Origin of the sequence: Methylophilus sp. 14, from assembly GCF_015354345.1 — a bacterium.
Classification (GTDB): domain Bacteria; phylum Pseudomonadota; class Gammaproteobacteria; order Burkholderiales; family Methylophilaceae; genus Methylophilus.
Window position 1 is genome coordinate 319470 of the sequence record NZ_JADKYS010000001.1, and the last position, 25601, is coordinate 345070.

Consider the following 25601-nt stretch of genomic DNA (forward strand, 5'->3'; position numbering starts at 1 on the left):
TAAACATAACGCAAAAAAGCGCCTGTGATTGTGTCAGAAAGCAAGGGGAAAGCAGGGCAGTTCGGCAGACGTGTATTAACGGCCCAATACTACGTGCAGCACAAAGCGGCTGCCGATATAGGCCAGCAACAATAAAACAAAGCCCAGTAGCGTCCAGCGCGTGGCCACTTTGCCGCGCCAGCCATATTTAAAGCGGCCAAACAGCAGCCAGGCGTAAATCAGCCATGAGGCAATCGAGAAAACGGTTTTATGATTAAACTGTAGCGGTTTACCGAAGATTTCTTCGCTAAACAGCATGCCGCTAATCAGCGTAATGGTCAGCAACACAAAGCCAACATGCAGCACTTTAAACAGCAGGGCATCCAGCACCATGAGTGGCGGGAAATCAGGTAAGCCCATCCAGCTGTTCTTCTTGTGCAGCGCACGCTCGGCCATGCGCATCAGGCACGCGTGCAAGGCAGCAAAGGTAAACAGGCTATATGCCACCATGGCGATAAGGATGTGCAGGTTAAATAACGTGAAGCCGTGCGTGTCTACATAGTAGTCTTTGACCGCAAAGCCCGGCATCAGCACGAATAAGGCTGCAGGCGGCAACACAAACGCTTGCAGGCTGCGTAAAGAGTGCTTTAGGTCTGCCAGCCAGTAAATCAGCACCGTGAGCCATAAAATAGCCGAGAGCGCGTAATACACGCCAAGGTTCAGTGAGCCGATGGCAAAAATATCTCGATACAACAACCCGCCATGCATCACCAAACCCAACGCCACCATGGCGCTGTGTAACTGAAACGGGAAGGCATGTTCATTGATCGCTTTGTCCTGTTTGGCGATGCGCCAGTAATCCAGCGCCACGGCCATATAAACAAAAGCCACAATCAGATAAGGAAGCAGGTGTTGAGTCATGCCTGGCATTATGGCAAAACTCGCTGCATTCGACCAGCGTGCTAACGGCTGACCACATCACGTTAGCCAATAGTTTATTTTTGGCTTGGGCTGGCATGAGGTAAAATCGTAGGCATTGCATATTCATGAATTGTGAAAGAAAGGCATTCCATGCTGGAAAACCTGACCGGCCGCTTACAGGGCGTGATTAAAAACCTGCGCGGCCAGGCGCGACTGACCGAAGACAACATTGCCGATGCCATGCGCGAAGTGCGTATGGCTTTGCTGGAGGCTGATGTTGCTCTGCCAGTTGTTAAAGATTTTATCGCCCGCGTGAAAGAGCGCGCCAATGGCCGCGACGTATTGCAGAGCTTAACGCCAGGCCAGGCCGTGATTGAAGTGGTGAACGAAGAGCTCACTGCGCTCATGGGCAAGGCCAACGAAGGCCTCAACCTGGCTGCCGTGCCGCCGGTGGTGATTTTGATGGCAGGTTTGCAAGGGGCGGGTAAAACCACCACCTCAGGCAAGCTGGCCAAATTGCTCAAAGAGCAAAAGAAAAAAGTATTGCTCGCCAGTGCCGACGTTTACCGTCCGGCAGCGATCACGCAGTTGCAAACCCTTGCTAAGCAATTGGAGATTGACTGCTTTGACAGCAATCCGCAGCAAAAGCCGTTAGACATCGCCGCTCAGGTGATGGAGCAAGCCAGAAAGAGTTACTATGATGTAGTGATCTTTGATACGGCCGGTCGTTTGGCCATTGATGAAGCCATGATGGCCGAAATCAAAGACCTGCACGCTTACCTCAAGCCGACTGAAACCTTGTTCGTGGTCGACGCCATGCAAGGCCAGGATGCCGTCAATACCGCCAAAGCGTTTGGCGAGACACTGCCACTCACTGGCGTGATCGTCACCAAGCTCGACGGCGATGCGCGTGGCGGTGCCGCACTCTCTGTGCGCCATGTCACTGGCAAGCCGATCAAGTTTATTGGTGTGAGCGAAAAGGTCGATGGCCTGGAGCCTTTCCACCCCGACCGCATGGCGGGCCGTATTTTGGGCATGGGTGATGTATTAAGCCTGATTGAGGAAGCGCATAAAAAGGTCGACATGGCTGAGGCGCAAAAAGTCGCTGACAAAATCAAGTCCGGCGCCAAGTTCGACCTCGAAGACTTTAAGTCGCAAATGATGCAAATGCAAAAGATGGGCGGCATGGCCTCACTCATGGACAAAATGCCTAGCCAGATCTCCGGCATGGCGCAAAAAATCAACACTGACGACGTAGATAAATCGCTGCGCCGCCTGGAAGGCATTATTAATAGCATGACGCCCGAAGAGCGCCGCAAGCCTGAGCTGATTAAAGCCACGCGTAAAAAACGCATTGCCGCCGGTAGTGGCGTGCAGGTGCAAGAAGTGAACCGCCTGCTCAATCAGTTTGAAGAAACCCAAAAGATGATGAAGATGTTCAGCAAGGGTGGCATGGCCAAACTTATGCGAGGCATGGGCGGCATGATGGGTGGTAAATTCCCCGGAATGTAAAGCGAAAATTGGGGATGAATAAAAAAATAAACTTTTTATACAAAAAAAGCCAAAACAGCATTGACCAAATTTAATTCATCCCCCATAATCGCGTTCTTTCAAATTTGACGCAAAACAAAGCGGCAGACAAGAAACAGATGGGGTGTTAGCTCAGCTGGTAGAGCAGCGGACTTTTAATCCGTTTGTCGTGGGTTCGATCCCCGCACACCCTACCAAAATACAAAAGACGGCTCGCAGAAATGTGAGCCGTTTTTCTTTTCTCAATATCAAAGCCACCTTAAGTCAAAAGCTTCTCAAAATTTTATTCATCCATAACTAATGGCGTGATATATTTAAATAAATATTAAAAACAAAATATACAAATGAAGAAATTATTAGTAGTTGCATCAACTGTTTTTCTTAGTGGCTGTATTGCTGCAATGACACCAAAAGAAGTTGTTGATAAAGGGCCATTAAGCACTTATACAAGTTCAAAAAATAGTGGGGATGTTGTTAAATGTATCGCTCCTAAATGGGAGGAAACAAAAGATTTTGGGATCTTGCCTATAGTTAGTGCACGTGAAACAGAATCTGGGCACCGAATAATTTTTTATGTTGCTGATGATGTTAAGTATGTTGTTGACATAGACAATAATACTTCTGGTTCGAAAACTAAGCTGTATGTTGGCAAAACAGCTTCTTATGGTGGCGACAAAAGAATTAAAGATGTTTCCGACTGTCAATAGCTTGGACTCATAAGTAGCCTTATGGCTGCTAAATCAAGATAAAAAGGCGGCTTGCAGAAATGTGAGCCGTTTTTCTTTTCTCGATACTGAGCAGCGTTTCAGATTTCAGTTTTTCAGCATTCCCAGATTTTGTCATTTTCAGGCTGGTTACCCTCAAGCCATCCCCAAACTCGCCCGCTCGCAGCCCGAAACCCTGCCCATAGACGCACGTCTTGAGTCATAGGCAGGCAAATGGCGGCTGACTGATGCGACGGTAATCCCAACTGAGATCGTTGGCCGTTATGTTGGCCTTGGCGTGGGAGTTGGGATTTGTACAGGCGGAAGCTGCTTGATGCTTTTATCAGGCTCGAATGTTAGGTGGGGCAGTTGCTACGAGAGATTCAAGGTTAGCGCCTTGGGTCTTTTTATTTTTAAGTAAGGTAAACTTTCAGTCAATAATTGCCTGTTGACTTTGGTCGTTGGCAGAAGCCTTTATTAAGTAAAGCTTCGCTAATTCTTTTAATGCCATGCTCGACAAGAGGGAATCAAAATGAATCAAATAAGCTCAATGACTCCTAAAATTTATAATCAACAAACTTTATGTGTTTATTGCCGTGAGCAATTTGATGAGAAAAAGCACCCTCAACCCTTCAGTGATGAGCATATTATTCCAGAAGGTATTGGAGGTACTCATGTACTTCCAAATGCTGTATGTGCCAGTTGTCGAACACTTACCAGTAATACGTACGAGGTTAGAACAATAAGAAGTACATTCCAGATCCCTCGCATTATTCTGGGGGTGCGCCGCAAAAAACAAAGACAGCGAGATAAAAAAAGAGGGTCGCCTTCTTTGCCTCTGGTTGCATTAGGTAACAATACTGTTTCAATAGCTGAACCAGACTTAGCTGTGACCGGTCGCGATTTTCCTCAGTTATTTCACTTACCTAAATTTGATCGAGCGGGCTTTTATACTGGTATTCGTAACGACGATATTTGTACCTCATTTCGAGTGGTTTTAGTTGATCTTGGGGTAACTAATAAACTGCCTGCCGGAGGAATTACTGTTTCTATCAAAATAGATTTCTTTGAGTTTGCGATGACACTTATCAAGATGGCATACAGTTATGCATTGGCAAATAGTCTGAATTTACAAACCGATATTAACGATATCAGAGATTTGATTTTGGGAAATAGAACTGATGTATTTAACTTTTTTGGTTCATTTGAGAGCGACTCTGACAAAACAAGTGAATTGCACACTCTTTCACATTCTGTTCTTAAAAGCTTAGTCATAGTTAAACTTCACCTATTCTCTGCTTATACCAAACAGTCGTATATGGTTGTTATCGGCAAGAGCAATCAGGGCCCCATTTCAGTCTCAGGTTCTTCAAAAATGAGATTGCCAGCCTTCAGTGGGAATCGGATTGCATTAGTCGATAATGCAATTAAGTTGAATACCAATTATGACAATACTCATGTTAGAAATCCAAATGAGATGTTTAGAGCTAACGAAATAATCAGCGATAAAATGCTTTTGCCTAAGAAAAACCGGATTCTAAGTTATAAAAGCTAGTGTTACTGTTATGTTTGTTATTAAAACCACATTTCTTGATCCCAATGGCTGAAGCTAGAGATACAAAACCACTTTTTTATAAAACGGAGCATGGCTATCAAAAGCCTATTGTTAACGTTGGGCGATTAAAAGAGATGGTGCATAAAGATTTGAAAAAGTTTGCCGACGAATATCTTGATGGTGACTTAGAGGGAAGTGAGCAATATTTAGTTGCTGTAACCCTTCTAGAGAGGTATTTTGGTTTTAAATGGATTGAGAAACATATATTAGATGAGCCCCCAAATGGTTTTTTTGGGAGAGGAGTTGCGGATGAAATCAATGATGGCATTGTTATGCGTAAAGTCATTAATTTAGCTGAGTTCCTTATCAATTTAGCACCGCAAAAGAATATTGATACTATTCTTCATATGATTGCTTCGGGTGAAATTGAGTCTAGTTATGCAGAGTTAGAGGTTGCAAAGTTCTTAATGACAAGAAATGTAAGCTTCCATTTTGTTACTCCAACTGTTAAGGGTGAAAGCTTTGACTTGTTAATCGATGCTCCATTTGCATCACAAGTATGTGCAGATACCAAATGCAAGTTAGAGGCAGGGGAGTTTTCCGCTAAAGGAATATTGCATAGTTTAAAACAAGCGACTAAACGCAACCTTCCAAAGGATAGACCGGGCACTATTTTTCTTAAGATTCCTCAAGAATGGCAATCCTCGCCAAGTATCTGGGCAGAAACTCAAGATGTTTGTAGAGACTTTCTCAAGCAACATTTAAGATTGGTTAGCATTACTATATTTGCTTCGCATATGCTATCCGTAGGAGATTTTTTGAGGTTTTGGTTTACTGGTGTAGAAATTACCAGTCATATTCATAGGTTTAACACTAATTTGAATTGGAAGTTCTTCGATGGTGCAAATCCACAACACAGTACTCCTGAATCTTGGATAACACTTGAAGATATCCTCAAAGATTAAGCCAACTGGCTAGTTTAAATTGGTCGGCCAAGCGGCGAGCAGATCACTTGTCTTGCCCCATGGTTTTGCTATCAAGCTTGTACAAAAGAAAAAATTAGCAGCTGAAAATATTGATGAACTAGTTCGATGTTTAGTGCTAGTCTACTAAATTAAATCGTTTATTTATTAGAGGAGGCGTATATGAAGTTTAGAGAAATTTCGAATTTTTTTAGTTTTGTTATCTTCCTGACATTATTAACCTCGGCTACATTTGCTCATGCTTCACTTGAGGGGCATACAATTAATTATTCTTATATAGTGCCGAATATTGACACTGTTTACGAAGAAGGGGCATATTTTGTTCCGGTAGACGGGGTGACGATTTCAAATATCGCCGGAACCTATAATACGATTACGATCCTTGGCAATAGCCTGGTTGTTAATTATCCTATTGTCGTGGGTCCAGAGATGGTCTCTTGGCTAGATGCCCCCTTCAATGGTTTTAAGATTAATGCCCCAGATTATATTTTTTCCTCGTTCCGCTTGCTCAGTAATACCGCTTTGGTTGACAATCCAGAGTTCTTTTTTGATGCACATAATCTTTATGTAAACTGGAACGGTATATTTTGGAGTGCAAATGGGGGCAAGATTACCTTTGCTATAAATACAAGTGCTGTACCTGAAGCAGAAGCTTACATCTTGACCTTAACTGGTTTAGGTTTAATAGGATTGCTACATAGACGTAGAAAGAAAGTGAATTAATCTGTTTGTCGTGGGTTCGATCCCCGCACACCCTACCAAAATACAAAAGACGGCTCGCAGAAATGTGAGCCGTTTTTCTTTTCTCGATACTGAATAGTATTTCAGCATTTCTCTATTTTTCAGTTTTCTGACTGGTCGCTCACTAGCTTAAGCAATTAACGACTCATTAAAGCTACTGAAACTACTAACTCCGTAATTAACATTGCAAACATCAGATATTTTGCAATATCTACAAAAGCCTTTAATTTCTTTTGGCCAGAAGTTAGCTTCATTTTCAACTCACCATCAGGTGTAAATAAAAAGTTCAAGAAACTCATGCTTTGTTTGTATTGAGATTTATAGATCCAATATTTATTTAGCAGAGCTGATAAAAGATAGATTGAGAGAAAGAAGAGAGCTAGTAGCCTGAACATCGGAATTAACATTAGTTACCTAGCGTAGTGTGGGGATAGATAGATAATAGCACTGTCACTAATCGCATTCAGATTGAGTAGTCTAAACTAACCCACTTGCATCCTCAGACTTTGCTCATAGTCGCACATCTTAGGCTATAGCCAAGCAATCAGGGCTGACTGATAAACGTGAGATCGTTGGCCGTTATGTTGGCTTGGCGTGGGAAGTTGTGGTTTATTCAGCCGAGAGTGGCTAGTACGTAGATTGGGAACCCCCCCCAATATTCATCTCACTAATTCAAAATAAACATCTCATCTACCCATTCGGGCTAATCATGACCCTTCAGGCTACCTAGTGCGAGTGTAAATGCTAAGTTACAATCTTTATGTTGCTTGTAATACTGAATATACGGATACGCACAATTAACTAATAAGAAAGTATTTGCCAATGCCTCAACTGACCAATTTAAAAACGTGTTTGATAGCAGCCTCTGTACTAGGTTTTTTCAGTCTTAATGCCAATGCGACACTCACAAGTTACACATCGGATGGCAAAGATTTGGTGTATAGCTCAATCAGTGATGTAACTTGGACCAAAGATGCCAATCTTCTTGGGAGTATGATTGCTGCCAATGGATATGACAATGTAGTGAATGCAATTATTGCTGCCAGCCCAACAGTCACATCGTTACCAAATCCAGATTCTGCTCCGACAGGAGTCTATACAATTAGTCAAAATGATTTTGATGGTGAATTTGTTAGTTGGTATGGCGCAGTGGCATTTGTCAGTTATCTGAATAGTATTGAGTATGGTGGAAGTAATCGTTGGCAATTACCGAAGGCCATGACTCTGGAAAATTCTAATTGTGCGTCAGATGCTAGTTTCCCAGTTTGCAGTTATGACGCTATTGTTCTAGGAAATGGCGCTACTGCAGGTAATGAGTTAGCTGAACTTTATTTCAATGAACTTGGGGGTAGGAGCACTAAAACTTTAGATGGTGTGTTCTACCCTGGGACCGGTATGCCACAAACTGATATTTTCGATAACGAATCTGACGGCTTTGGGTTTAATCCTAGTTTTGTAACTGGTACCGAAGTTCTAAGCAATAGCAATTTAAACTACTATTTTGACACGCGTCATGGTCGTCAACTTTCTTTCTTAAAAGATTGGGCTAGCTATTATGTCTGGGCAATCACACCAGGCTTAATCACTGCTGTACCAGAGCCTGAAAGTTTAGGAATGTTGATGGCAGGACTTGGCTTAATCAGTTTGATTAAAAGACGAGGAAGATTGAATTCATAATCCGTTTTTCGTGGGTTCTATCCTCGCACACCCTATCAAGATACAAAAGACGGCTCGCAGAAATGTGAGCCGTTTTTCTTTTCTCAAAGCCGAACGGCATTTCAGAATTCAGTTTCCCGGCATTTCACTAATTTCAAAAACGTAGTTGAGTTTCAGGTTTTCAGAATTCCAGTGTTTCGGGATTTTGAGTCAGTGGCGATTCATTTTTTGTTTGAAAGCGTTGCGCCTTATGTTGAAAGCTGGTCTGGGTTGCTGCGCGCTTTTAATAAATACAAGCACTGTGACGATGGTGCGATTGGGGAAGGCTTTTCGGAGCCTGTAGCCCGCGTATTCGGCTCTGGTTCGCCATTGAATTCTCTTAGTTGCATGACGTGCATGTTGCCATTGCAGGGCTGGCTGATACGACGGTGAGCTACCCCAGTGCTGTAAAGACTGTTCAGTGGATTGATTGAGCTGCTTTTCCATGACCATAGAAGCCTTAGGGCTGTATCGTGATTGCATTACCCGCCTTAACGCTCTATTTTTACAGGATTATTTCGTTTTTCGAAATAATCAATTGCAGTCAGCACGCATTCTCAACAATTAATCAATCAGTTAAATTTAAGCCACTCCGATAGTGAACGGAACAGATGTGATGAATCGCTTAATTTACTTTTTGATAAAGGACTAATGATGAAAAACGCCACTTTAAAATTGATGATGCATACACCAATACTGTTAGGTACCGTTGTTTCGGCATTGGCATTGACTCCCTTGGCGGCTTCCGCCGCGCCTGCTTCGAGCGTATCTGTACAAAGTGAAACGGTTGTGTCGTATCACACGGTGGCCTTGGATGGTGTGAAGATTTTCTACAGGGAAGCGGGACCTAAAAATGCGCCCACAGTGTTGCTGCTGCATGGCTTTCCAACTTCGTCACATATGTTTAGAAACTTGATACCTAAACTTGCCGATCGCTATCATGTGATTGCGCCAGATTATCCTGGCTACGGCCAGAGTGACCAGCCTGCCATGGATCAATTTAGCTACAGTTTTGATCATTTAGCTGCCGTTGTTGATAAATTCACAACACAAATCGGCTTAACCAAGTACGCCATGTATGTACAGGATTATGGCGCACCGATCGGTTATCGCTTGGCTGTTGCGCATCCTGAGAAGATTAGTGCGATTGTTGTGCAAAATGGTAATGCATATGTTGAGGGCATCGATAATCCGTTTTGGGATCCGGTAAAAGCGTTTTGGAAGGATAAATCTGAAGCCAATGCGGCAAAACTGCGGCCGGTGTTGGAATTGGGTGCCACCAAGTGGCAATATACTGAGGGTTTTCGCGATCCGGCAAATCATGTGAGCCCGGATACATGGATGCTTGATCAGGCTTATCTGGATCGCCCTGGCAATAAGGATATTCAGCTAGAGTTATTTTATAGTTATGGCACCAACCCGCCTTTGTATCCAGCATGGCAGAAATATTTCCGTCAGCATCAACCACCCATGTTGATTGTGTGGGGTAAGAACGACAAAATATTCCCTGGCGAGGGCGCTACACCCTATTTGCGCGATCTGCCACAGGCTGAGCTTCACTTGCTAGATACGGGTCACTTTGCCCTGGAGGAGGATGGTGAGCTGATTGAGAAATTGATGCACGATTTCTTGGATCGTAAAGTTAAATAATCACGGCAGAGCGCAGCGCCCAACAACGTTTTTGAAGTGTTTCAAGCGTAAGAAATATTTTTATTCACCGGCGCAATACATGGCCAACCATTTGGGAGAGTAGGCATGACAACCGTTTCAAATACTTTTGTTCTCATTCACGTTGTGTTGAGTTTGGTTAGCCTCATTTCTGGCTTGGTCATGGCTGGTGGGTTAATGTCGGGACATTATTACAGCCGATGGATTCACACCTTCATGCTGACAACCATACTGACGAGTGTGACGGGATTTGGTTTTCCATTCACAGATATTTTACCGTCCCACATCATTGGGGGTATTTCATTGGCTGTGTTAATCGCTGCCAGCATTGCGCTTTATGTGAAGAGGCTTGCGGGTCATTGGCGCAAAGTATTTGTTGTAACCGGTGTGTTGGCGTTGTACTTAAATGTGTTTGTTCTAATTGCGCAATTGTTAGCAAAAATACCTGCTTTGGCTCTGCTTGCACCAACACCAGCAGCGCCAACTTTTGCCGCGACTCAAACGATTGCGCTGGTGATGTTCGCCATATTGGGATGGGTTGCGTTTAAGCAGGGCAAATAGGCGTTTATTTAAAGACGATTTTATGCACCTTTGGTTGTGGTTCTGCGTCCTGCACATGATCGTAAGCGGCTTGCGCTGCGAGTACTTCATGCATGTGTGATTCTGACCAGATACGAATGGCAGCCAAAGGTGCAACCAGCGTAGAACCGAGAGCCGTAATGCTGCATTCCACTGTGGAAGGGATGTTGCATTCGGTGAGGTTCGCGGTCTTGCGGTAAATTGACAAACGACCTAGGAGGCATGAAAGCGGGAGAAAGCGAAATCGGTGTGTATATTGTGCTTAAGGGGGTCGTGTTCAAGTTTTCAATGCTAATAAAATAATTTCCATAAATTTAATTGATGTGGAATGCAATTGAGAATCAGTTGCACCTAATCACCAATGTAATATTGTTAAAACTGCATTAATAGTTCTCAGCTAGTCTATTTAAATAATTATTTGAGGAGAGGGTGATGAAGTGGATATTGGTTCTTGGCATGTTGTTGTCAGCGCAAGTAGGGCATGCTGACAGTGTGGTTTATCAATCGGCATCTTATGGATCTACTCAAGCTGTTGGTGCGGTATGCTCTAGTTCTACCTGCTTGGAGCCTGGGACTGGAGAGTTTAATCAAGAGCAATATATTGGGGAGTCATTTTCACTTACTTCAGCCGCAACTATAAATAGCATAGATTTTTATAAAGGGCTGTTTGCTACGGATCCGACAACTGAGCCGGTAGATATTCCATCTGATATTACGGTTGCTTTTTATGATGCTTCATCATTTAGCTTAGTCTATTCGCAGACCTTTAATACCAGTGAGTACACTCAGACGGAGCGTTTCTTGGGGCCGGGTACAGGTCATAATTATAATATTCATGCATCTTTTACACCTTTTGACTTGGGTGCAGGTGATTATATTGTGTACTACTTTGGCGATCATTTAGGGCTTCCTCTATATGGTGGATACGGAGATACTTCAGTGCTGGTCTCACCCTCTCAAGGTGGCTGGACATTTGACAATCCTTTCTATGCATTTGGCGCTACAGCAGTAAAACTTTCTGGAAGTTTTTTGACAACCGTACCTGAGCCTCAATCTTTTACTTTGATGTTAGCTGGGTTCGGTTTACTTGCTTTTGCGCAAAAAAGGAAAAAAGAAGCTTTGTAAGTCGGTTGCAAGGGTTCGATCCCCCCCACACCCTACCAAAATACAAAAGGACGGCTTGCAAAAATGCGAGCCGTTTTTCTTTTCTCAACACTGAGCAGTGGTTCAGATTTAAGTTTCACAAGTCTTGGGGCGTAGGCAGGCAATTCCTATGTCACCGCGGTGATGATCTTTAATCGTTATAGGGTATGCCTATGATGGTGAGACAGAAAACATCCCTTAGTTCATGCATTTGGCCGATGTGTTTATGTATGAAAATAAACGGTCGCGCTATTTGGCGGTGACGATGCAATATTGATAAGAGCTCATGATTGAGCACAAATAATTTGTCAATCAAAAGGGGTATCTATGTTTTCAACTTCAACACGTTCTGCGTTGGTGATGACCGTTGTGGCGATGTTACTGATTCCGTTAGTAGCATCCTGGTTCGCTTATCCAGATACGCATTTACCGCCCGGGTTCGGGGTTTTTCCGCCACAGTTTGTGGCAGAGCCGCCTGGGTTTAATCTGATTGTTTTTATTGGGGTTGCGCTGCTTGAAGCCGCGTTTGCTGTTTTTTTAATATTTCCGCAATGGTTTGGCTTTAAGCCGCCCGCGCCATCTCCGCGGCCTGCACCGCTTGCATTGCCTTGGTGGTTTTGGGTGGGGGCGGTTGTCACATTGTTTTTCTGGTGGTTGATGTGGACGCGCGTCACACCGTTTGGTGATTTGGTGTATTACGCTTTTACGCCGATGTGGTGGGGATTTATCTTTGTGCTTGATGGTCTGGCATACCGCTATTCTGATGGCTACTCACTGTTTGCGAGTCGTCCTAAAACATTTCTGATTAGTGCGGTTGTCTCCATTGGTGGCTGGTATTTCTTTGAATATTTCGATTATTTTGCCTTGGGTAACTGGTATTACCCTAATACAGGCATCCCAGGTTTAAGCCATACCACGATTGTGTGGATTTTTATTTTTGCCTATTCCACTGTGTGGCCAGCTATTTTTGAGTGGTATACCTTGCTCAATGCTTTTCCAAAAATTGCAGGACGATATGCCCAAGGCCCTGAGCTGGCGCTGCCAGCAAAGCCAATGTTGTACCTGAGCTTTGTGTTGTTTGCTGCCGTGCCGTTCTGGCCTTATCCTTTGTTTTGGGCCATGTGGATCGCGCCATTGATAGGTATCGCTGGCATCTTGATGATGCGTGGCATCTGGACGCCATTTACTGATGTTGCCAACGGCAATTGGAGCCCGGTGCTTTTGATGGCGCTCAGTTCATTATTTAATGGATTCTTCTGGGAGATTTGGAACTATGGCAGCGCGCATCCGGCATTGCCTGTCACGAATCCGAATTACTGGGTCTACGACATCCCTTATGTGAACGTGATTCATATTAATGTTGAAATGCCATTATTGGGCTTTGCAGGCTATTTGCCCTTTGGTGTGCTGGTGTGGGTGGTGTTTCTCTGGGCGGGTAAGGTGTTTGGTTTTAATACGGATATTTTGCCTAGCGGTAAAGGCCATTGATGGCGCGTGTTATATGGTGGAGAAGGTTAAACACATGATTCATTTGTCGTGGGTTTGATCTCCGCCACATTGCCAACATACAAAAAAACGGCTTGCAGACATGTGAGCCGTTTTTCTTTTCTCAATGCCGAGGTTAAATGGTTGTTTGGATTAGCCTGACCCAAACAGGCTAACGACACGATAATACTTTTACACTAGAATAATTATCGTATGTGGTATTTATGATTTATAAGACGTTGGTAAATGTTAATTAATAAACAGGGGATAGCGATGAAAAGTTTAGTTTTAGTTGCAGCAATGGGTTTGGCCTCAGTGAACGCATACGCGGTTGATATTGTTGGCTTATACAATACTGGCGCTAGCTTTGCAGCAGGCGCACAAGATACAAACTACGCATTATCAAGCACAACCACCGCAGTTGATGCACATGGTTATGTGACTGCAAATGGATCCTTTCCACTTGCGGGCAACTGGCTAGCGAATACTGCTACTTCTTCATGGTTAACACCTACGGCTAACCAGGGTGAGTCATTGGATCCTTCCGCTGATGGCCTTTACACTTGGACGATGACTTTTGATTTGACGGGTTATAACGCAGCGACCGCCAGCTTTAATGCGCAGTTTGCGGCCGATAACACTGCTGTTGTTTACCTGAACGGCAATCAGATTGGCACTTCTAGTGGCTTTTCATCATGGAGCACCTTTTCAGCCTCTGCCGGTCACTTTGTCGCTGGCCTCAACACCTTGTCATTTGAGGTGATTAATCAGGCACAAGGTGCTGGCAACCCGACTGGTTTGCGAGTCGAATTCCTGTCTTCAAACGTTGCTGCTGTGCCAGAGGCTGACAGCTATGCATTGATGATGGCTGGTCTTGGTTTGATGGGCCTGGTCGTTCGCCGCAAAAACGTTGCTTAATCATTACCCGGTAGCACAAAAGTCACGCTGATATTGTCAGCGTGACTTTTTTATTGCCTGTCCACAACCTGAGTGTCGTGGACTGTCTCCTCGCATCATTGATGTCGCTCATCACAGTTTAAGTGTATGCAATCGATGATCTCACTATATGTGTTGCGGGCATTTTAGCTACAATCCATGCAGCGTCATGTCATTGCAAAGGTACACCATGGATTCCTCTAGTTTTCTTGTTCAAGCCGCGATCTACCTCGCGTCCGCCATCCTGTTAGTACCCCTGTTTAAGCGGTTGGGCCTGGGCTCTGTGCTGGGCTATCTGATTGCTGGCATTTTGATTGGCCCTTATGCCTTAAAGCTGATTGCCGACCCTGAGCATATGCTGCATTTTGCCGAGTTTGGCGTGGTGTTGATGTTATTCCTCATCGGGCTGGAGCTGGAATCGCAAAAGGTGTGGGAGTTGCGCAAATTGTTGTTCGGCCTTGGCGGGTTGCAGGTGACGCTGACGATTGCGCTGGTGACCATGGTGGCGCACCTGCTTGGGTTTTCATGGCCAGAGGCGCTGATTATTGGCATGGGCGTGGCGATGTCGTCGACGGCGATTGGGCTGACCGCCTTGATTGAGAAAAAACAGTTGCGCACGCCGGGCGGGCAGGCGGCATTTGCCACCTTGTTGTTCCAGGATTTATCGGTCATCCCATTGTTTATGGTGCTGGCGTTTATCGCGCCTAACAAGAGCGCATCGGGCTTTGATATGTGGGCTGTGACGCAATCGATTGCGGTGATTCTGGCCATTATCCTGGCGAGCAAAACCATCTTGCGGCCCATCATGCGCATCGTCGCGCAAACCGGCATACGCGAGGTATTTGTGGCTTTTTCGTTATTGCTGGTAATCGGCGTTTCGCTGGCAATGGCGTCGGTAGGTTTGTCGATGGCGCTGGGGACCTTTTTGGCCGGGGTGTTGTTGGCTGATTCCGAGTACCGCTATGAGTTGCGTCTGGATATCGAGCCGGTGAAAGGCTTGTTGCTTGGTTTGTTTTTTATCTCGGTCGGCATGACGGTAGATTTGGATTTAGTCACCAATCAGCCAGGACTGATTTTTGGCTTTGCCTTGCTGATTGTGGCGATGAAGTTTCTGGTGCTGGTTGGGCTCGGCAGAATGTTTCATTACCCCTTGCGTGACAAATTATTATTCGGCGTCGCTATCTCGCAAATCGGCGAATTTGCATTTGTGATTTTTGGCGTGGCGCTCACGCAAGCTTCGATTTCACGCGAAACCTACAATATTCTTAATGCGATTGTCGCTGTCTCCATGTTGATCACGCCAGTGCTGCTGTTGCTGTATGACCGTTTTTTAGCCTTGCAATGCGGTGAGCCGCCCAAAGAGGCCATTCCCGAAAATAACGCAGTCATCATTGCTGGCTTTGGCCGTTTTGGGCAGATTGTGGGCCGCGTGTTGATGGCTCGAGGTATCAACGCCACGTTGATTGATAACGACCCGAACCAGGTAGATTTAACGCGCCAATTTGGCTGGCGTTGCTATTACGGCGATGCCTCACGGCTGGATGTGCTGGAAGAGGCAGGCATTGCCGAGGCACGTTTGTTTGTGATTGCGGTGAACGATGCAGCGGCGACGTTGGAAATGGCCAAACTGGTCAAAGAACGTTGGCCGCAGGTCAAGATTGTTGTGCGCGCCCGCAGTCGGACCGATGCGTTTGATTTGCGTGACCTGGATTTGCAGCCGGTACGCGAGACGTTTTATTCTTCATTAGAAGCTTCGCGGCAGGCGTTGCTGGCAATCGGAGAAACAGCTAGCGCGGCGGCCAAGATCATCAAGCAGTTTGAAAAGCATGATATTGAGCAACTGGAGGCCACGCGCAAAATCCGCCATGACCGCAAGGCCTTGTCCAGCGTGATGGAGCAAGGGCGGCAGGATCTCAAGACCTTGCTGGAGCTTGAGCATCCGGATACCGGAAGCTAAGCGGCTTAGGCCAGGCTGGGTATCTGTATTCAGTGACCTCAACACAGCACAGGCGATGTGAGGGATAATAACGCCCTCAGCATGTTTGCCGCATTTTTGGAATTCTCCTCATGGAAGTCAAAGTCAATTTTCTCGATAAGCTACGCCTGGAAGCCAAGTTTGATGACTTCACGGTGATTGCCGACCAGCCTATCCGTTATAAAGGCGATGGCTCGGCGCCTGGCCCGTTCGATTATTTTCTGGCTTCGTCGGCCTTGTGTGCGGCTTATTTTGTGAAGCTGTATTGCAGCACGCGCAATATCCCCACCGACAATATCCGCCTGTCGCACAACAATATTGTGGACCCGGAAAACCGCTACAAGCAGATTTTCAAAATACAGATTGAGCTGCCGACCGATATTTCTGAAAAAGACCGCGTTGGTATTTTGCGTTCGATAGACCGCTGCACGGTGAAAAAAGTGGTGCAGGCTGGCCCGGACTTTATCATTGAAGAAGTGGCAAACCTGGATGCTGACGCGCAGGCCTTGCTGACGGTGGATACCGCAGCCGAGTCGCAAACCTATATCACTGGCAAAGATTTGCCGCTGGAACAAACCATTGCCAATATGACCAGCGTGCTGGCTGGCCTGGGCATCAAGATCGAGATCGCCTCCTGGCGCAATATTGTGCCCAACGTGTGGTCGCTGCATATCCGCGATGCGCATTCGCCCATGTGTTTTACTAACGGGAAGGGATCGACCAAGGAAAGCGCGCTGGCGTCTGCCTTGGGTGAATATATCGAGCGGCTGAGTAACAACCATTTTTATGCCGGATCGTACTGGGGCGAAGACATTGCCAACGCTGAGTTTGTGCATTACCCGAACGAGCGCTGGTTCAAGCCAGGCCGTAAGGATACGCTGCCAAAAGAAATTCTCGATGACTATTGCCTGGAAATCTATAACCCGGATGGCGAGCTGCGTGGCTCTCACCTCATCGACACCAATTCTGGCAATACGGAACGTGGGATTTGTTCACTGCCATTTGTGCGCCAGTCGGACGGTGAAACCGTCTACTTTCCGACCAACCTGGTGGAAAACCTGTTTGTCAGCAATGGCATGAGCGCGGGTAATACGCTGGTGGAAGCACAGGTGCAATGCTTGTCAGAAATTTTTGAGCGCGCCGTAAAGCGCGAAATCATCGAAGGCGAAATTGCCTTGCCGGATGTGCCGCAAGCCGTGCTGGCGAAATACCCTGGCGTGGTGGCCGGGATCAAAGGCCTGGAAGAGCAGGGCTTTCCGGTGCTGGTGAAAGATGCTTCGCTGGGCGGACAGTACCCGGTCATGTGCGTCACCCTGATGAACCCGCGCACTGGCGGTGTGTTTGCCTCATTTGGCGCGCACCCAACCATGGAAGTTGCGCTCGAGCGTAGTCTGACCGAGTTGCTGCAAGGCCGCAGCTTTGAAGGCCTGAATGACCTGCCGCAGCCAACTTTTGCTAGCGAAGCGGTGACTGAGCCGAATAACTTTGTTGAACATTTTATTGATTCCAGCGGCATTGTCTCCTGGCGCTTCTTCAGCGCCAAATCAGAGTATGAGTTTGTCGAGTGGGATTTCTCCGGTGAAGGCGAGCATGCGAACGCTGAAGAAGCGGCCACCATGTTTGGCATGCTGGCTGAAATGGGGAAGGAAGCGTATGTGGCGGTGTATGACCAATTAGGCGCAACTGCCTGCCGTATCCTAGTGCCGGGCTATTCTGAGGTGTATCCGGTTGAGGACTTGGTATGGGATAACACCAACAAGGCATTGTTGTTCCGCGAAGATATTTTAAATCTGCATACCCTGGACGATGACAGTCTGGAAGCCTTGCTGGAGCGCCTGGAGAATAACGAGCTGGATGATTACGGCGATATTGCCACGCTGATCGGTATTGAGTTTGACGAAAACACTGACTGGGGCCAGCTCACGGTCATGGAGTTGAAATTGCTGATTCACCTCGCCTTGCAGCAATTTGAAGAGGCGCATGACCTGGTCGGTGCCTTTTTGCAGTACAACGACAACTCGCTGGAACGCGGCCTGTTTTACCAGGCCTTGAATGTCGTGCTGGAAGTAGAATTAGATGATGAGCTGGAACTCGCTGACTACGAAGCCAATTTCCGCAAGATGTTTGGTGAGACACGGATGGACGCAGTGATTGGCTCGGTCGCCGGTAGCGTACGCTTCTACGGCCTGACACCAACCAGTATGCAACTGGAAGGCTTGGACAGACACCATCGCCTCGTCGACAGCTACAAAAAACTGCATGCCGCCCGTGCCAGAATGGCGGCTGGCCGATAATGTCCCAGGACTGCATAAAATCCTAATCTATTCAATCGATTAGGATTTTATGCAATAGCGGGTATAATGCGTTTACCCTACGGCTTACCAATCAACGTAGCGGCTTCGTCACACTCTTTGAGCTTTGATTCGTTTGTCCAGATTGGTGTTGCCATAGGCAACAGACCAACGCCTGTTAATACTTGCATGGCTGGTTTTAATTCGTCCATGCAATTTCTATAAGTTGAATTACTTTGTCACAAGAAAATACTCCTGCAAACATCACGTTTGCTGATTTGAATTTATGCGCGCCAGTTTTGCGCGCGATTGCCGATGCTGGTTATAGCTCACCGACGCCTATCCAGGCGCAGGCGATTCCTTATGTGTTGCGTGGCGGCGACTTGCTGGCCGGTGCACAAACCGGCACTGGCAAAACGGCGGGCTTTACGCTGCCCATTTTGCACCGTTTATCTGAAGTTCCGTTGACGCAAGCGGTCAAAGGCAGACCACGTTGCCTGATCTTGTCGCCCACGCGTGAGTTGGCCGCCCAAATTGGCGAATCTGTCACCACCTATGGCAAATATCTGCCACTCAAAAGCATGGTGGTGTTTGGCGGTGTCAGCATTAATCCGCAAATCAACCGCTTGAGCAAACCGCTGGATATTCTGGTGGCAACGCCTGGCCGCTTGCTAGACCTGGTGCAGCAAAAAGCGCTGGATTTGTCCGGCATTGAAATCCTGGTGCTGGACGAAGCCGACCGTATGCTGGACATGGGTTTTATCCATGACATTAAAAAGGTGTTGGCCCTGTTGCCTAAAAAGCGTCAAAACCTGCTGTTCTCGGCCACCTTCTCTGACGATATCAAGCGCTTGGCTGACAGTTTGCTCAACGCGCCAGACCTGGTGGAAGTGGCGCGTCGCAATGCGTCCAATGCCTTGATCGAGCAAAGCGTGCATATGGTGCCGCAGGCGCACAAGCGCGAAATGGTCAGCTATTTGATTAAGCAGCAGCAGTGGCAACAAGTGCTGATTTTTACCCGCACCAAGCATGGCGCCAACCGCCTGGCGGAAAAACTGGTCAAAGACGGCATTCCCGCCATGGCGATTCATGGCAACAAGAGCCAGAATGCGCGTACAGCGGCGCTGGCACAGTTTAAAGCAGGAACCATTACGGCACTGGTGGCAACCGATATTGCCGCACGTGGCCTGGATATTGACCAGTTGCCGCAAGTGGTGAATTTTGAGCTGCCTAACGTGCCGGAAGACTATGTACACCGCATTGGCCGTACTGGCCGTGCCGGGGCCAGTGGTGCCGCCATTTCACTGGTGGATCGCGAAGAGTTTGGCATGCTGAAAGACATTGAAAAGCTGATCAAGCGTGATATTCCCCGGGTGCCGGTAGAGGGTTTTGTTGCGCCAGAGAAAAACAGCGAAGAGCCTGACCGCCCACCACGTGGACAGAATCACGGCCGTGGGCGCCAAGGGAAACCACAGCCACAATCACAACAGCGACAGCCTCAAGGCAATAAACAACAGTCTTCTAAACCGGCACAGGCTCAGCCTAGGCAAGCTCAGGGCCAAGCTGGCGCGAATCAATCTGGTCAAGGCAACAAACCCAATCCGCACAAGTCCGGCCATGCAAATCCAGGTCAGCGCAATGGTCACCAGGCGCAACATCGCCAGGGTGGCAACAAGCCACAGGGCGCACTGTTTACGCCTAAGCCAGGCGCGAACGCCGCCAAAACACCGCCGAAAGGGCGCTAATGCACATTTGGGTGGATGCCGATGCTTGCCCGGTGGTGATTAAGGAAATCCTGTTCCGGGCGGCTGAGCGCGCCCACATGACAACGACCTTTGTCGCCAACAAGCTGCTACGGGTGCCACTTTCGCCTTATGTACGGGCGATGCAGGTTGATAAAGGCTTTGATGTGGCAGACAACGCCATTGTCGCCGCGCTAGTGGCGGGGGATCTGGTGGTTACGGCCGATATCCCCCTGGCCGCGCAAGTGATAGCAAAAGGCGGCCATGCGCTGAATCCTCGCGGTGAATTTTATTCATCCGAAAATATTAAAGAGCGCTTGGCCATGCGCGACTTTATGGAGTCGTTGCGTGCGAGTGGCGTGGAGACGCAAGGTCCGAGCGCCATGCAGTCGTCTGACCGGCATACTTTTGCCGCGCAGTTGGACCAGTTTTTGGCTAAGATTGCGCGTCAATCGCCACCGATTTAAGCATGCCTCTTGCCGCAGTGAGGGCGCGCGTGAATGTAAAACGGCTTGCATGTTTGCAAGCCGTTTCAGGTTGGCGCAGTGGCGTGGCGAGACATGCAACACGGGTGTAATGTATTGAAAACCCCTATGATTTGACTGGTTATTTTTAAAGGCTTGCATTAGCATTAGTTAAAACAGTGTAGGTAAAACTGGCGTAAAAATAAAAAGAAGAGGTCATGCATTAATGAGTTTGCAGGCTCGGATTGACGAGGCATTATTTCACAGGCTGTTATCGGGAGCGCGCATTCCTTTAATTGGGAGTGCGTTTGGTGGCTTGTTGATTGCGCTTTCGCAATGGGGTTCTGAAAAAGGTCATTTGTTCCTGTTATGGTGCAGCGTGGTCTATGCCGTGATTGTGTTGCGCGTGTGGCTACTCAAGCGCTGCCAGCACCGGCTGGCCAAGCATGGTTTCAATTATCCCCTGGCTTATCGTTACTGCCTGACCCTGGCGCTGTCCGGGCTGGCGTGGGGCGCGCTGGGCTTGCTGGTTAAAGACGCACCGCCGATGACTGTGATTATTGTGATCACGGCCATTCAGGCGATGGTAATGGGTGGTGTGGTGACCATGGCGTCGTGTATCCCGGCCTTTTTTGCCTTTAGTTTGCCCGCGATGCTGCCAACGGTGCTGGTGTTCTCGTTTAGCGAAAACCTGTCCAGCTTGATTATGGCAGTGTTTAGTGTGATTTTTTACCTGCTGATGATAGGTATTGCCTATCGTTTTAACCAGTCATTGCGCCAGGCCACCCGCATTAGCTTTGAGAACGAAGATTTGATTGGTTCTCTAAAGGATGCTTATCACAAGATTTCTGCCCAGAACCAGGAGCTGAACCATGTGGCGCACCATGATGTGCTCACTGGGTTGCCTAACCGCAAGCTGCTGTCTTTGCGTTTGCAGCAGGCGATAGAGCTGGGACGTGTGAAGCGAACCGGCACGGCGCTGTTATACCTGGATCTTGATGGCTTTAAAGCTGTGAATGACCAACTGGGGCATGAGGCGGGCGATCTGGCCTTGATCGAGGTGGCGCAGCGCTTGAGCAAAGTGATTCGTGGCAGTGATACATTGGCGCGCGTGGGCGGCGATGAGTTTGTGATTGTGCTGTCTGATTTACCTGAGCAGGGCAAATCTTCGGTGGAAATGGTTGGCCAAAAATGCCTGATGGTGTTTGAGCGGGATTTCCAGATTCAGGGGGCGGCGTGCCGCTTGGGGACATCGATCGGTTTAACCATGTGCAAAGATGGCGAAGCCATAGAGCAGTTGCTGTCTGCGGCCGATAAGGCCATGTACCAGGCAAAGTTACTGGGTTGCGGGCAAATGTCCTGGGCGGTTTAGCAACCGTCAATTAAATAGCATGATTGGCCTGCTGAGCGATGCGAGTGCAGATTTTCAATTGCGTAAATTAGCTTTTGCGATAAGAATTCACACTTTGATGATTGTCATGAGAGTTGACCATGCGGCCGCAGTATAAGATTGTAATGGTATATGTGTTGGTAGGCGCTGCCTGGATCTTTTTTTCTGATAAGGTCGTTGCGCAACTGTTTACCGATCCGCGTGACCTGACGATGATGCAGGATATCAAAGGCTGGCTCTTTATCCTGGTCACCGCCATATTATTGTTTTTTCTGGTCAGGCGTGCGCTCGAAGATGCTGCACGTGACCAGCAAAACCTGATACACAGTTATGACCAGACCATACGTGGCTGGGTGCAGGTGCTTGATTTACGGCACAAAGAAACCAAGGATCATACTTATCGCGTGGCGGCCATGACCGTGGCGCTGGCCAGTAAAATGGGCGTGACCGACGAGGCCTCGCTCAAGCTGATCGAGCGCAGTGCGATTTTGCACGATATCGGCAAGATTGGTATTCCTGATGCGGTGTTAATTAAGCCAGGCCAACTGGATGAAGACGAAATGCGGCTGATGCGCACGCATCCGCAAATTGCGCGTGACTTGTTGGTCAACATTGATTTTCTGCGTAATTGTATGGATATTCCCTACGGCCATCATGAGCGCTGGGATGGGCATGGTTATCCTTTAGGCTTAAAAGGCGAGGAGATTCCGTTTGCTGCGCGTATTTTCTCGATTGTGGATGTGTGGGATGCCTTGATGCATCCCAGGGTGTACAAGCAGGCCTGGCCAGAAGACAAAGTGCTGGATTATATTCGCAGCGAATCCAGTATCCGTTTTGATCCGGCCGCAGTCGATGCGTTTTTTACCCATTATGAGGTCATCAAGGGCGCCGCTAAGGCGTCTTATAACGAGGAGTAGTTTAGGCGCAGTCGCTTGAGTGAAGGGGGCGGTTACCTGCTAAATGCCCACATCGGGCAATTTGCCGGGCATTTATACAGGTATTTGGGGATTTGATTTGAGTCACATCCCTTACAGTAGTGGACGGGGGCTTAGGCTAAACATCCATGTCTGCACAACAATTCACATCTGCAGGGCGGGGCAAGCTAATCAGACGTTTGTGGCTGATGGTCTTGTTTTCGCTATTCATTTGCCTCGCGCTTACGCAGGCCAGCCTGACTGCGCTCACCCTGCCGTCAGCCACCCATAAACTGGTTGTATTGTTACTTTCTTTAGGCGTGGCCTTATGGGGCGTATTAACCATCCTCATCTGGCAGCAACAACGCACTGCTCTGGCGATGCAAGCCGCAGACCTGCAAACCTTTAACCGGGTGTTGGCAGATGCTTACACGCAGGACACGTTCACCCCGGTCATGTTTTCACCAGCCGAGTCCGCCAGTGTGGAGGACGGCTGGCAGCAATTACGTACACAGCTGACGCAACTGGATAGCGATGGCGCGTCGGTTAAACAGCATCATCAGCAGTTAAATCAGCTCTATCTCGCCTTGAGTCAATGTAACCAGGCGATTGTGCAGAGCCAGGATAAACACCGCCTGTTTGAGCAGATTTGCCAGATTATTGTGAATTTGGGTCATGCCAATATGGCCTGGATTGGGGAGCTGGATAGAGGCAGCAAGCAGATTGTGGTGTCCAGTGCCTTTGGCTCGGGTATTAATTATCTGGACGAAGTGCTGATCTCGGCGGATCCAGCAGCAGCGAGCGGCAGAGGGCCTTGTGGGTTAAGCATGCTGTCCGATCATCCATACTGGGTGCATGACTTCCAGACCAATCCGATCAGCGCCGTGTGGCATGACAAAGCAACCGAGTTTGCCTGGAAAGCCGCGGCATTCCTGCCCTTGCATACCGAAGGTAAAGTCATAGGCTGCCTGTCATTGTATGCCGAGCACGAGCAGGCATTTGAACCGGATATCCAGCGTTTGCTGCAAGGCATGGTGGCGAATATTGATTTCGCCCTCGACCGTTTTGAAGTGCAAGCGCAGAACAGCCTGTTCCAGACCAATTTGCTCAAGAGCGAACAACGCGCGCAACTGGTGCTGGAGAACGCGCTGGATGCCATTGTGAACATTGATTTACAGGGCTTGATTGTCGAGTGGAACCGGGCCGCCGCGCAGATGTTTGGCTATACACGGGCGGAGGTGCTTGGGCGCATGCTGGAAGATGTCATTGTGCCGCCTGCCTATCGTGAGGCACATCATCAGGGCATGCGGCGTTTGCAGCAATCGGGGCAGTCGCGATTATTAGGTAAGTTAATTGAAATTACCGCGTTGCGACGTGATGGCAGCGAGTTTCCTGTCGAGTTGACCATCGTTGAAATCAAGCGCGACCATGAGCATTATTACAGCGCGTTTATTCGCGACATCACCACCCGTAAAGAAGCAGAAGAGCGCATACGCTTTCTGGCCAATTATGATGCCTTAACAGGCCTGCCCAACCGCAACCTGCTCAATGAGCGTGTGATTGTGGAGATTGAAAAAGCCTGGGACCAGGATGGTCAGTTCGCCCTGATGTTTCTGGATCTGGATCACTTTAAGGATGTGAATGATAGTTTGGGGCACCGCTACGGTGATAACCTGCTGGTGGCATTAACGCATCGATTCCAAAGCCTGGTTCGGCCGCAAGACACTATTTGCCGCCTGGGTGGCGATGAGTTTGTGTTTTTGCTGGCAGAGGCTGATCATGCCATTGCCAAAGAGGTTGTCGAGCGCTTGCTGAAAGCGGTGGAGCAGCCGTTTGTGATTGACCAGTACGAGTTGACCATTACCGCATCGGTTGGGGTTGCCATCTATCCGGATGACGGTCTCGATATGGAAAGCCTGCAACGCAATGCCGATGTCGCCATGTATCGTACTAAAAAAGAAAGCCGGAATAGCTATCGCTTCTTTAGCAACCACATGCAAGTGCAAACTGCGCGTAACCTGCAACTGGTTAATGCTTTGCGTCAGGCCATTGCACTGGGGCAACTGGCGGTATATTACCAGCCGCAAGTCGCGCTCGACTCAGGCCGTCTGATCGGTGTAGAAGCCTTGCTGCGCTGGAAGCATCCGCAACTGGGCTTTATTTCACCAGCTGAATTTATCCCGCTGGCCGAGTCCAGCGGCTTAATTATTTCTATCGGCAGTTGGGTGCTGGAGCAGGCCACACACCAAATCCATGCCTGGCAACTGGCGGGCATCAAAGACATTTCTGTCTCGGTCAACTTGTCCAGTATCCAGTTCCGCGATCCAAAACTGCCTGCGCTGGTGAAGAGTGTGCTTGAACGTTACCAGGTATCACCGCAGTGCCTGGAGCTGGAGCTTACCGAAGGCGTGGCACTGGAAAACCCGGAAGGGGCAGTGGCCATGATGGATGCACTGAGTGGATTGGGCGTGCGCTTGTCGATAGACGACTTTGGTACCGGCTATTCTTCACTCAGCTACCTGAAAAAATTTAAAGTCTACAAACTCAAGGTCGACCAAAGCTTTGTCCGCGATATCACCACCGACGATGAAGACAAGGCCATTGTCATTGCGATTATCCAGCTGGCGCGCAGCCTGGGCATGAGAACGATTGCCGAAGGCGTGGAGACGCCCGAACAGAAAGCCTTCTTGCAGGCGCAAGGCTGTGACGAGATGCAAGGCTATTTGCTCAGTAAACCCATGAGCAGTGACGACGCCACGACATTCCTGCTGTCTTATTCCCCACCCGTAACAAAGTAAACCCTTGGCCAAGTCGGCCTGACATTTTCTTGAATTGATTGTGCTTTAGCCGCGCGATATTCATCTCCCCAGGTTGCGACATACTTGCCTTAATAAAACTGATTGACA

Annotated in this window: 21 protein-coding genes and 1 tRNA gene; 19 read left to right on the forward strand and 3 right to left on the reverse strand. The window is 47.9% G+C overall.

Annotated elements, in window-relative coordinates:
* Positions 1 to 75: 75 nt before the first annotated feature.
* The gene (locus tag INP78_RS01695) at positions 76 to 909 is read right to left on the reverse strand and encodes an inner membrane protein YpjD (RefSeq protein WP_194740482.1); all 834 of its coding nucleotides are present in this window, start codon (positions 907 to 909) and stop codon (positions 76 to 78) included.
* A 141-nt stretch (positions 910 to 1050) separates the two neighbouring features.
* Between INP78_RS01695 and ffh the strand changes: the two genes are divergently transcribed.
* From ffh to INP78_RS01725, 6 genes are all read left to right on the forward strand, one after another.
* Positions 1051 to 2412, forward strand: a complete 1362-nt coding sequence (gene ffh, locus INP78_RS01700) for a signal recognition particle protein (protein WP_194740483.1) — start codon at positions 1051 to 1053, stop codon at positions 2410 to 2412.
* Between the two features lie 139 nt (positions 2413 to 2551).
* A tRNA-Lys gene (locus INP78_RS01705) sits at positions 2552 to 2627 on the forward strand.
* Between the two features lie 147 nt (positions 2628 to 2774).
* A complete protein-coding gene (locus tag INP78_RS01710; protein WP_194740484.1) occupies positions 2775 to 3137 on the forward strand; it encodes a hypothetical protein in 363 nt (120 codons plus the stop codon).
* A gap of 529 nt (positions 3138 to 3666) precedes the next feature.
* A complete protein-coding gene (locus INP78_RS01715) occupies positions 3667 to 4689 on the forward strand; it encodes an HNH endonuclease (RefSeq protein ID WP_194740485.1) in 1023 nt (340 codons plus the stop codon).
* Positions 4690 to 4733: 44 nt separating this feature from the next.
* Entirely contained in the window at positions 4734 to 5654 is a 921-nt protein-coding gene (locus INP78_RS01720; protein ID WP_194740486.1) for a hypothetical protein, read from the forward strand.
* 180 nt (positions 5655 to 5834) lie between these two features.
* Complete coding sequence (locus INP78_RS01725) at positions 5835 to 6395, forward strand: hypothetical protein (protein WP_194740487.1); 561 nt, start codon at positions 5835 to 5837, stop codon at positions 6393 to 6395.
* A 155-nt stretch (positions 6396 to 6550) separates the two neighbouring features.
* Here INP78_RS01725 and INP78_RS01730 read toward each other — a convergent pair whose 3' ends face one another.
* The gene (locus INP78_RS01730) at positions 6551 to 6712 is read right to left on the reverse strand and encodes a hypothetical protein (RefSeq protein ID WP_194740488.1); all 162 of its coding nucleotides are present in this window, start codon (positions 6710 to 6712) and stop codon (positions 6551 to 6553) included.
* A gap of 523 nt (positions 6713 to 7235) precedes the next feature.
* On the opposite strand from INP78_RS01730, the gene INP78_RS01735 reads away from it, so the two are divergent.
* From INP78_RS01735 to INP78_RS01770, 8 genes are all read left to right on the forward strand, one after another.
* Positions 7236 to 8090: a PEP-CTERM sorting domain-containing protein gene (locus INP78_RS01735; RefSeq protein ID WP_194740489.1), complete on the forward strand. Its 855-nt coding sequence runs from the start codon at positions 7236 to 7238 to the stop codon at positions 8088 to 8090.
* A gap of 669 nt (positions 8091 to 8759) precedes the next feature.
* Complete coding sequence (locus tag INP78_RS01740) at positions 8760 to 9758, forward strand: alpha/beta fold hydrolase (RefSeq protein ID WP_194740490.1); 999 nt, start codon at positions 8760 to 8762, stop codon at positions 9756 to 9758.
* A gap of 105 nt (positions 9759 to 9863) precedes the next feature.
* Positions 9864 to 10337 carry a hypothetical protein gene (locus tag INP78_RS01745; protein ID WP_194740491.1) on the forward strand — a complete coding sequence of 158 codons (474 nt, stop codon included), beginning with the start codon at positions 9864 to 9866 and terminating at the stop codon, positions 10335 to 10337.
* Between the two features lie 450 nt (positions 10338 to 10787).
* Positions 10788 to 11480, forward strand: a complete 693-nt coding sequence (locus INP78_RS01750; RefSeq protein ID WP_194740492.1) for a PEP-CTERM sorting domain-containing protein — start codon at positions 10788 to 10790, stop codon at positions 11478 to 11480.
* A gap of 345 nt (positions 11481 to 11825) precedes the next feature.
* Positions 11826 to 12986, forward strand: coding sequence for a mechanosensitive ion channel protein MscS (locus INP78_RS01755; RefSeq protein WP_194740493.1), 1161 nt, complete (start codon positions 11826 to 11828; stop codon positions 12984 to 12986).
* 270 nt (positions 12987 to 13256) lie between these two features.
* The gene (locus INP78_RS01760; RefSeq protein ID WP_194740494.1) at positions 13257 to 13901 is read left to right on the forward strand and encodes a PEP-CTERM sorting domain-containing protein; all 645 of its coding nucleotides are present in this window, start codon (positions 13257 to 13259) and stop codon (positions 13899 to 13901) included.
* Positions 13902 to 14109: 208 nt separating this feature from the next.
* A complete protein-coding gene (locus tag INP78_RS01765) occupies positions 14110 to 15876 on the forward strand; it encodes a monovalent cation:proton antiporter-2 (CPA2) family protein (protein ID WP_194740495.1) in 1767 nt (588 codons plus the stop codon).
* Between the two features lie 110 nt (positions 15877 to 15986).
* A complete protein-coding gene (locus INP78_RS01770) occupies positions 15987 to 18188 on the forward strand; it encodes an OsmC domain/YcaO domain-containing protein (protein WP_194740496.1) in 2202 nt (733 codons plus the stop codon).
* A gap of 77 nt (positions 18189 to 18265) precedes the next feature.
* On the opposite strand, the gene INP78_RS14620 is transcribed toward INP78_RS01770, so the two are convergent.
* Complete coding sequence (locus INP78_RS14620; protein WP_255526705.1) at positions 18266 to 18397, reverse strand: hypothetical protein; 132 nt, start codon at positions 18395 to 18397, stop codon at positions 18266 to 18268.
* A gap of 24 nt (positions 18398 to 18421) precedes the next feature.
* Between INP78_RS14620 and INP78_RS01775 the strand changes: the two genes are divergently transcribed.
* From INP78_RS01775 to INP78_RS01795, 5 genes are all read left to right on the forward strand, one after another.
* Entirely contained in the window at positions 18422 to 19930 is a 1509-nt protein-coding gene (locus INP78_RS01775) for a DEAD/DEAH box helicase (RefSeq protein WP_194740497.1), read from the forward strand.
* Positions 19930 to 20394 carry a YaiI/YqxD family protein gene (locus tag INP78_RS01780; RefSeq protein WP_194740498.1) on the forward strand — a complete coding sequence of 155 codons (465 nt, stop codon included), beginning with the start codon at positions 19930 to 19932 and terminating at the stop codon, positions 20392 to 20394. Before INP78_RS01775 ends, INP78_RS01780 begins: the two co-directional genes overlap by 1 nt.
* Positions 20395 to 20617: 223 nt before the next feature.
* On the forward strand, positions 20618 to 21763 hold the full coding sequence (locus INP78_RS01785; protein WP_194740499.1) for a GGDEF domain-containing protein: 1146 nt from the start codon (positions 20618 to 20620) through the stop codon (positions 21761 to 21763).
* 119 nt (positions 21764 to 21882) lie between these two features.
* Positions 21883 to 22698 (forward strand): HD-GYP domain-containing protein, encoded by an 816-nt coding sequence (locus INP78_RS01790; protein WP_194740500.1) that lies wholly within the window; start codon positions 21883 to 21885, stop codon positions 22696 to 22698.
* 146 nt (positions 22699 to 22844) lie between these two features.
* Positions 22845 to 25493, forward strand: a complete 2649-nt coding sequence (locus INP78_RS01795) for a bifunctional diguanylate cyclase/phosphodiesterase (protein WP_194740501.1) — start codon at positions 22845 to 22847, stop codon at positions 25491 to 25493.
* Positions 25494 to 25601: the final 108 nt, after the last annotated feature.

Excerpts from the sequence above, each read along its gene's own strand:
- INP78_RS01745 (WP_194740491.1), top strand. The coding sequence starts at position 9,864 with ATGACAACCGTTTCAAATACTTTTGTTCTCATTCACGTTGTGTTGAGT.
- INP78_RS01760 (WP_194740494.1), top strand. The coding sequence starts at position 13,257 with ATGAAAAGTTTAGTTTTAGTTGCAGCAATGGGTTTGGCCTCAGTGAAC.
- INP78_RS01735 (WP_194740489.1), top strand. The coding sequence starts at position 7,236 with ATGCCTCAACTGACCAATTTAAAAACGTGTTTGATAGCAGCCTCTGTA.
- INP78_RS01755 (WP_194740493.1), top strand. The coding sequence starts at position 11,826 with ATGTTTTCAACTTCAACACGTTCTGCGTTGGTGATGACCGTTGTGGCG.
- INP78_RS01785 (WP_194740499.1), top strand. The coding sequence starts at position 20,618 with ATGAGTTTGCAGGCTCGGATTGACGAGGCATTATTTCACAGGCTGTTA.
- INP78_RS01695 (WP_194740482.1), bottom strand. The coding sequence starts at position 909 with ATGCCAGGCATGACTCAACACCTGCTTCCTTATCTGATTGTGGCTTTT.
- INP78_RS01730 (WP_194740488.1), bottom strand. The coding sequence starts at position 6,712 with ATGAGTTTCTTGAACTTTTTATTTACACCTGATGGTGAGTTGAAAATG.
- INP78_RS01770 (WP_194740496.1), top strand. The coding sequence starts at position 15,987 with ATGGAAGTCAAAGTCAATTTTCTCGATAAGCTACGCCTGGAAGCCAAG.
- INP78_RS01715 (WP_194740485.1), top strand. The coding sequence starts at position 3,667 with ATGAATCAAATAAGCTCAATGACTCCTAAAATTTATAATCAACAAACT.
- INP78_RS01780 (WP_194740498.1), top strand. The coding sequence starts at position 19,930 with ATGCACATTTGGGTGGATGCCGATGCTTGCCCGGTGGTGATTAAGGAA.
- INP78_RS01750 (WP_194740492.1), top strand. The coding sequence starts at position 10,788 with ATGAAGTGGATATTGGTTCTTGGCATGTTGTTGTCAGCGCAAGTAGGG.
- INP78_RS01710 (WP_194740484.1), top strand. The coding sequence starts at position 2,775 with ATGAAGAAATTATTAGTAGTTGCATCAACTGTTTTTCTTAGTGGCTGT.
- INP78_RS01740 (WP_194740490.1), top strand. The coding sequence starts at position 8,760 with ATGATGAAAAACGCCACTTTAAAATTGATGATGCATACACCAATACTG.
- INP78_RS01795 (WP_194740501.1), top strand. The coding sequence starts at position 22,845 with ATGTCTGCACAACAATTCACATCTGCAGGGCGGGGCAAGCTAATCAGA.
- ffh (WP_194740483.1), top strand. The coding sequence starts at position 1,051 with ATGCTGGAAAACCTGACCGGCCGCTTACAGGGCGTGATTAAAAACCTG.
- INP78_RS01790 (WP_194740500.1), top strand. The coding sequence starts at position 21,883 with ATGCGGCCGCAGTATAAGATTGTAATGGTATATGTGTTGGTAGGCGCT.
- INP78_RS01765 (WP_194740495.1), top strand. The coding sequence starts at position 14,110 with ATGGATTCCTCTAGTTTTCTTGTTCAAGCCGCGATCTACCTCGCGTCC.
- INP78_RS01720 (WP_194740486.1), top strand. The coding sequence starts at position 4,734 with ATGGCTGAAGCTAGAGATACAAAACCACTTTTTTATAAAACGGAGCAT.
- INP78_RS14620 (WP_255526705.1), bottom strand. The coding sequence starts at position 18,397 with ATGGACGAATTAAAACCAGCCATGCAAGTATTAACAGGCGTTGGTCTG.
- INP78_RS01725 (WP_194740487.1), top strand. The coding sequence starts at position 5,835 with ATGAAGTTTAGAGAAATTTCGAATTTTTTTAGTTTTGTTATCTTCCTG.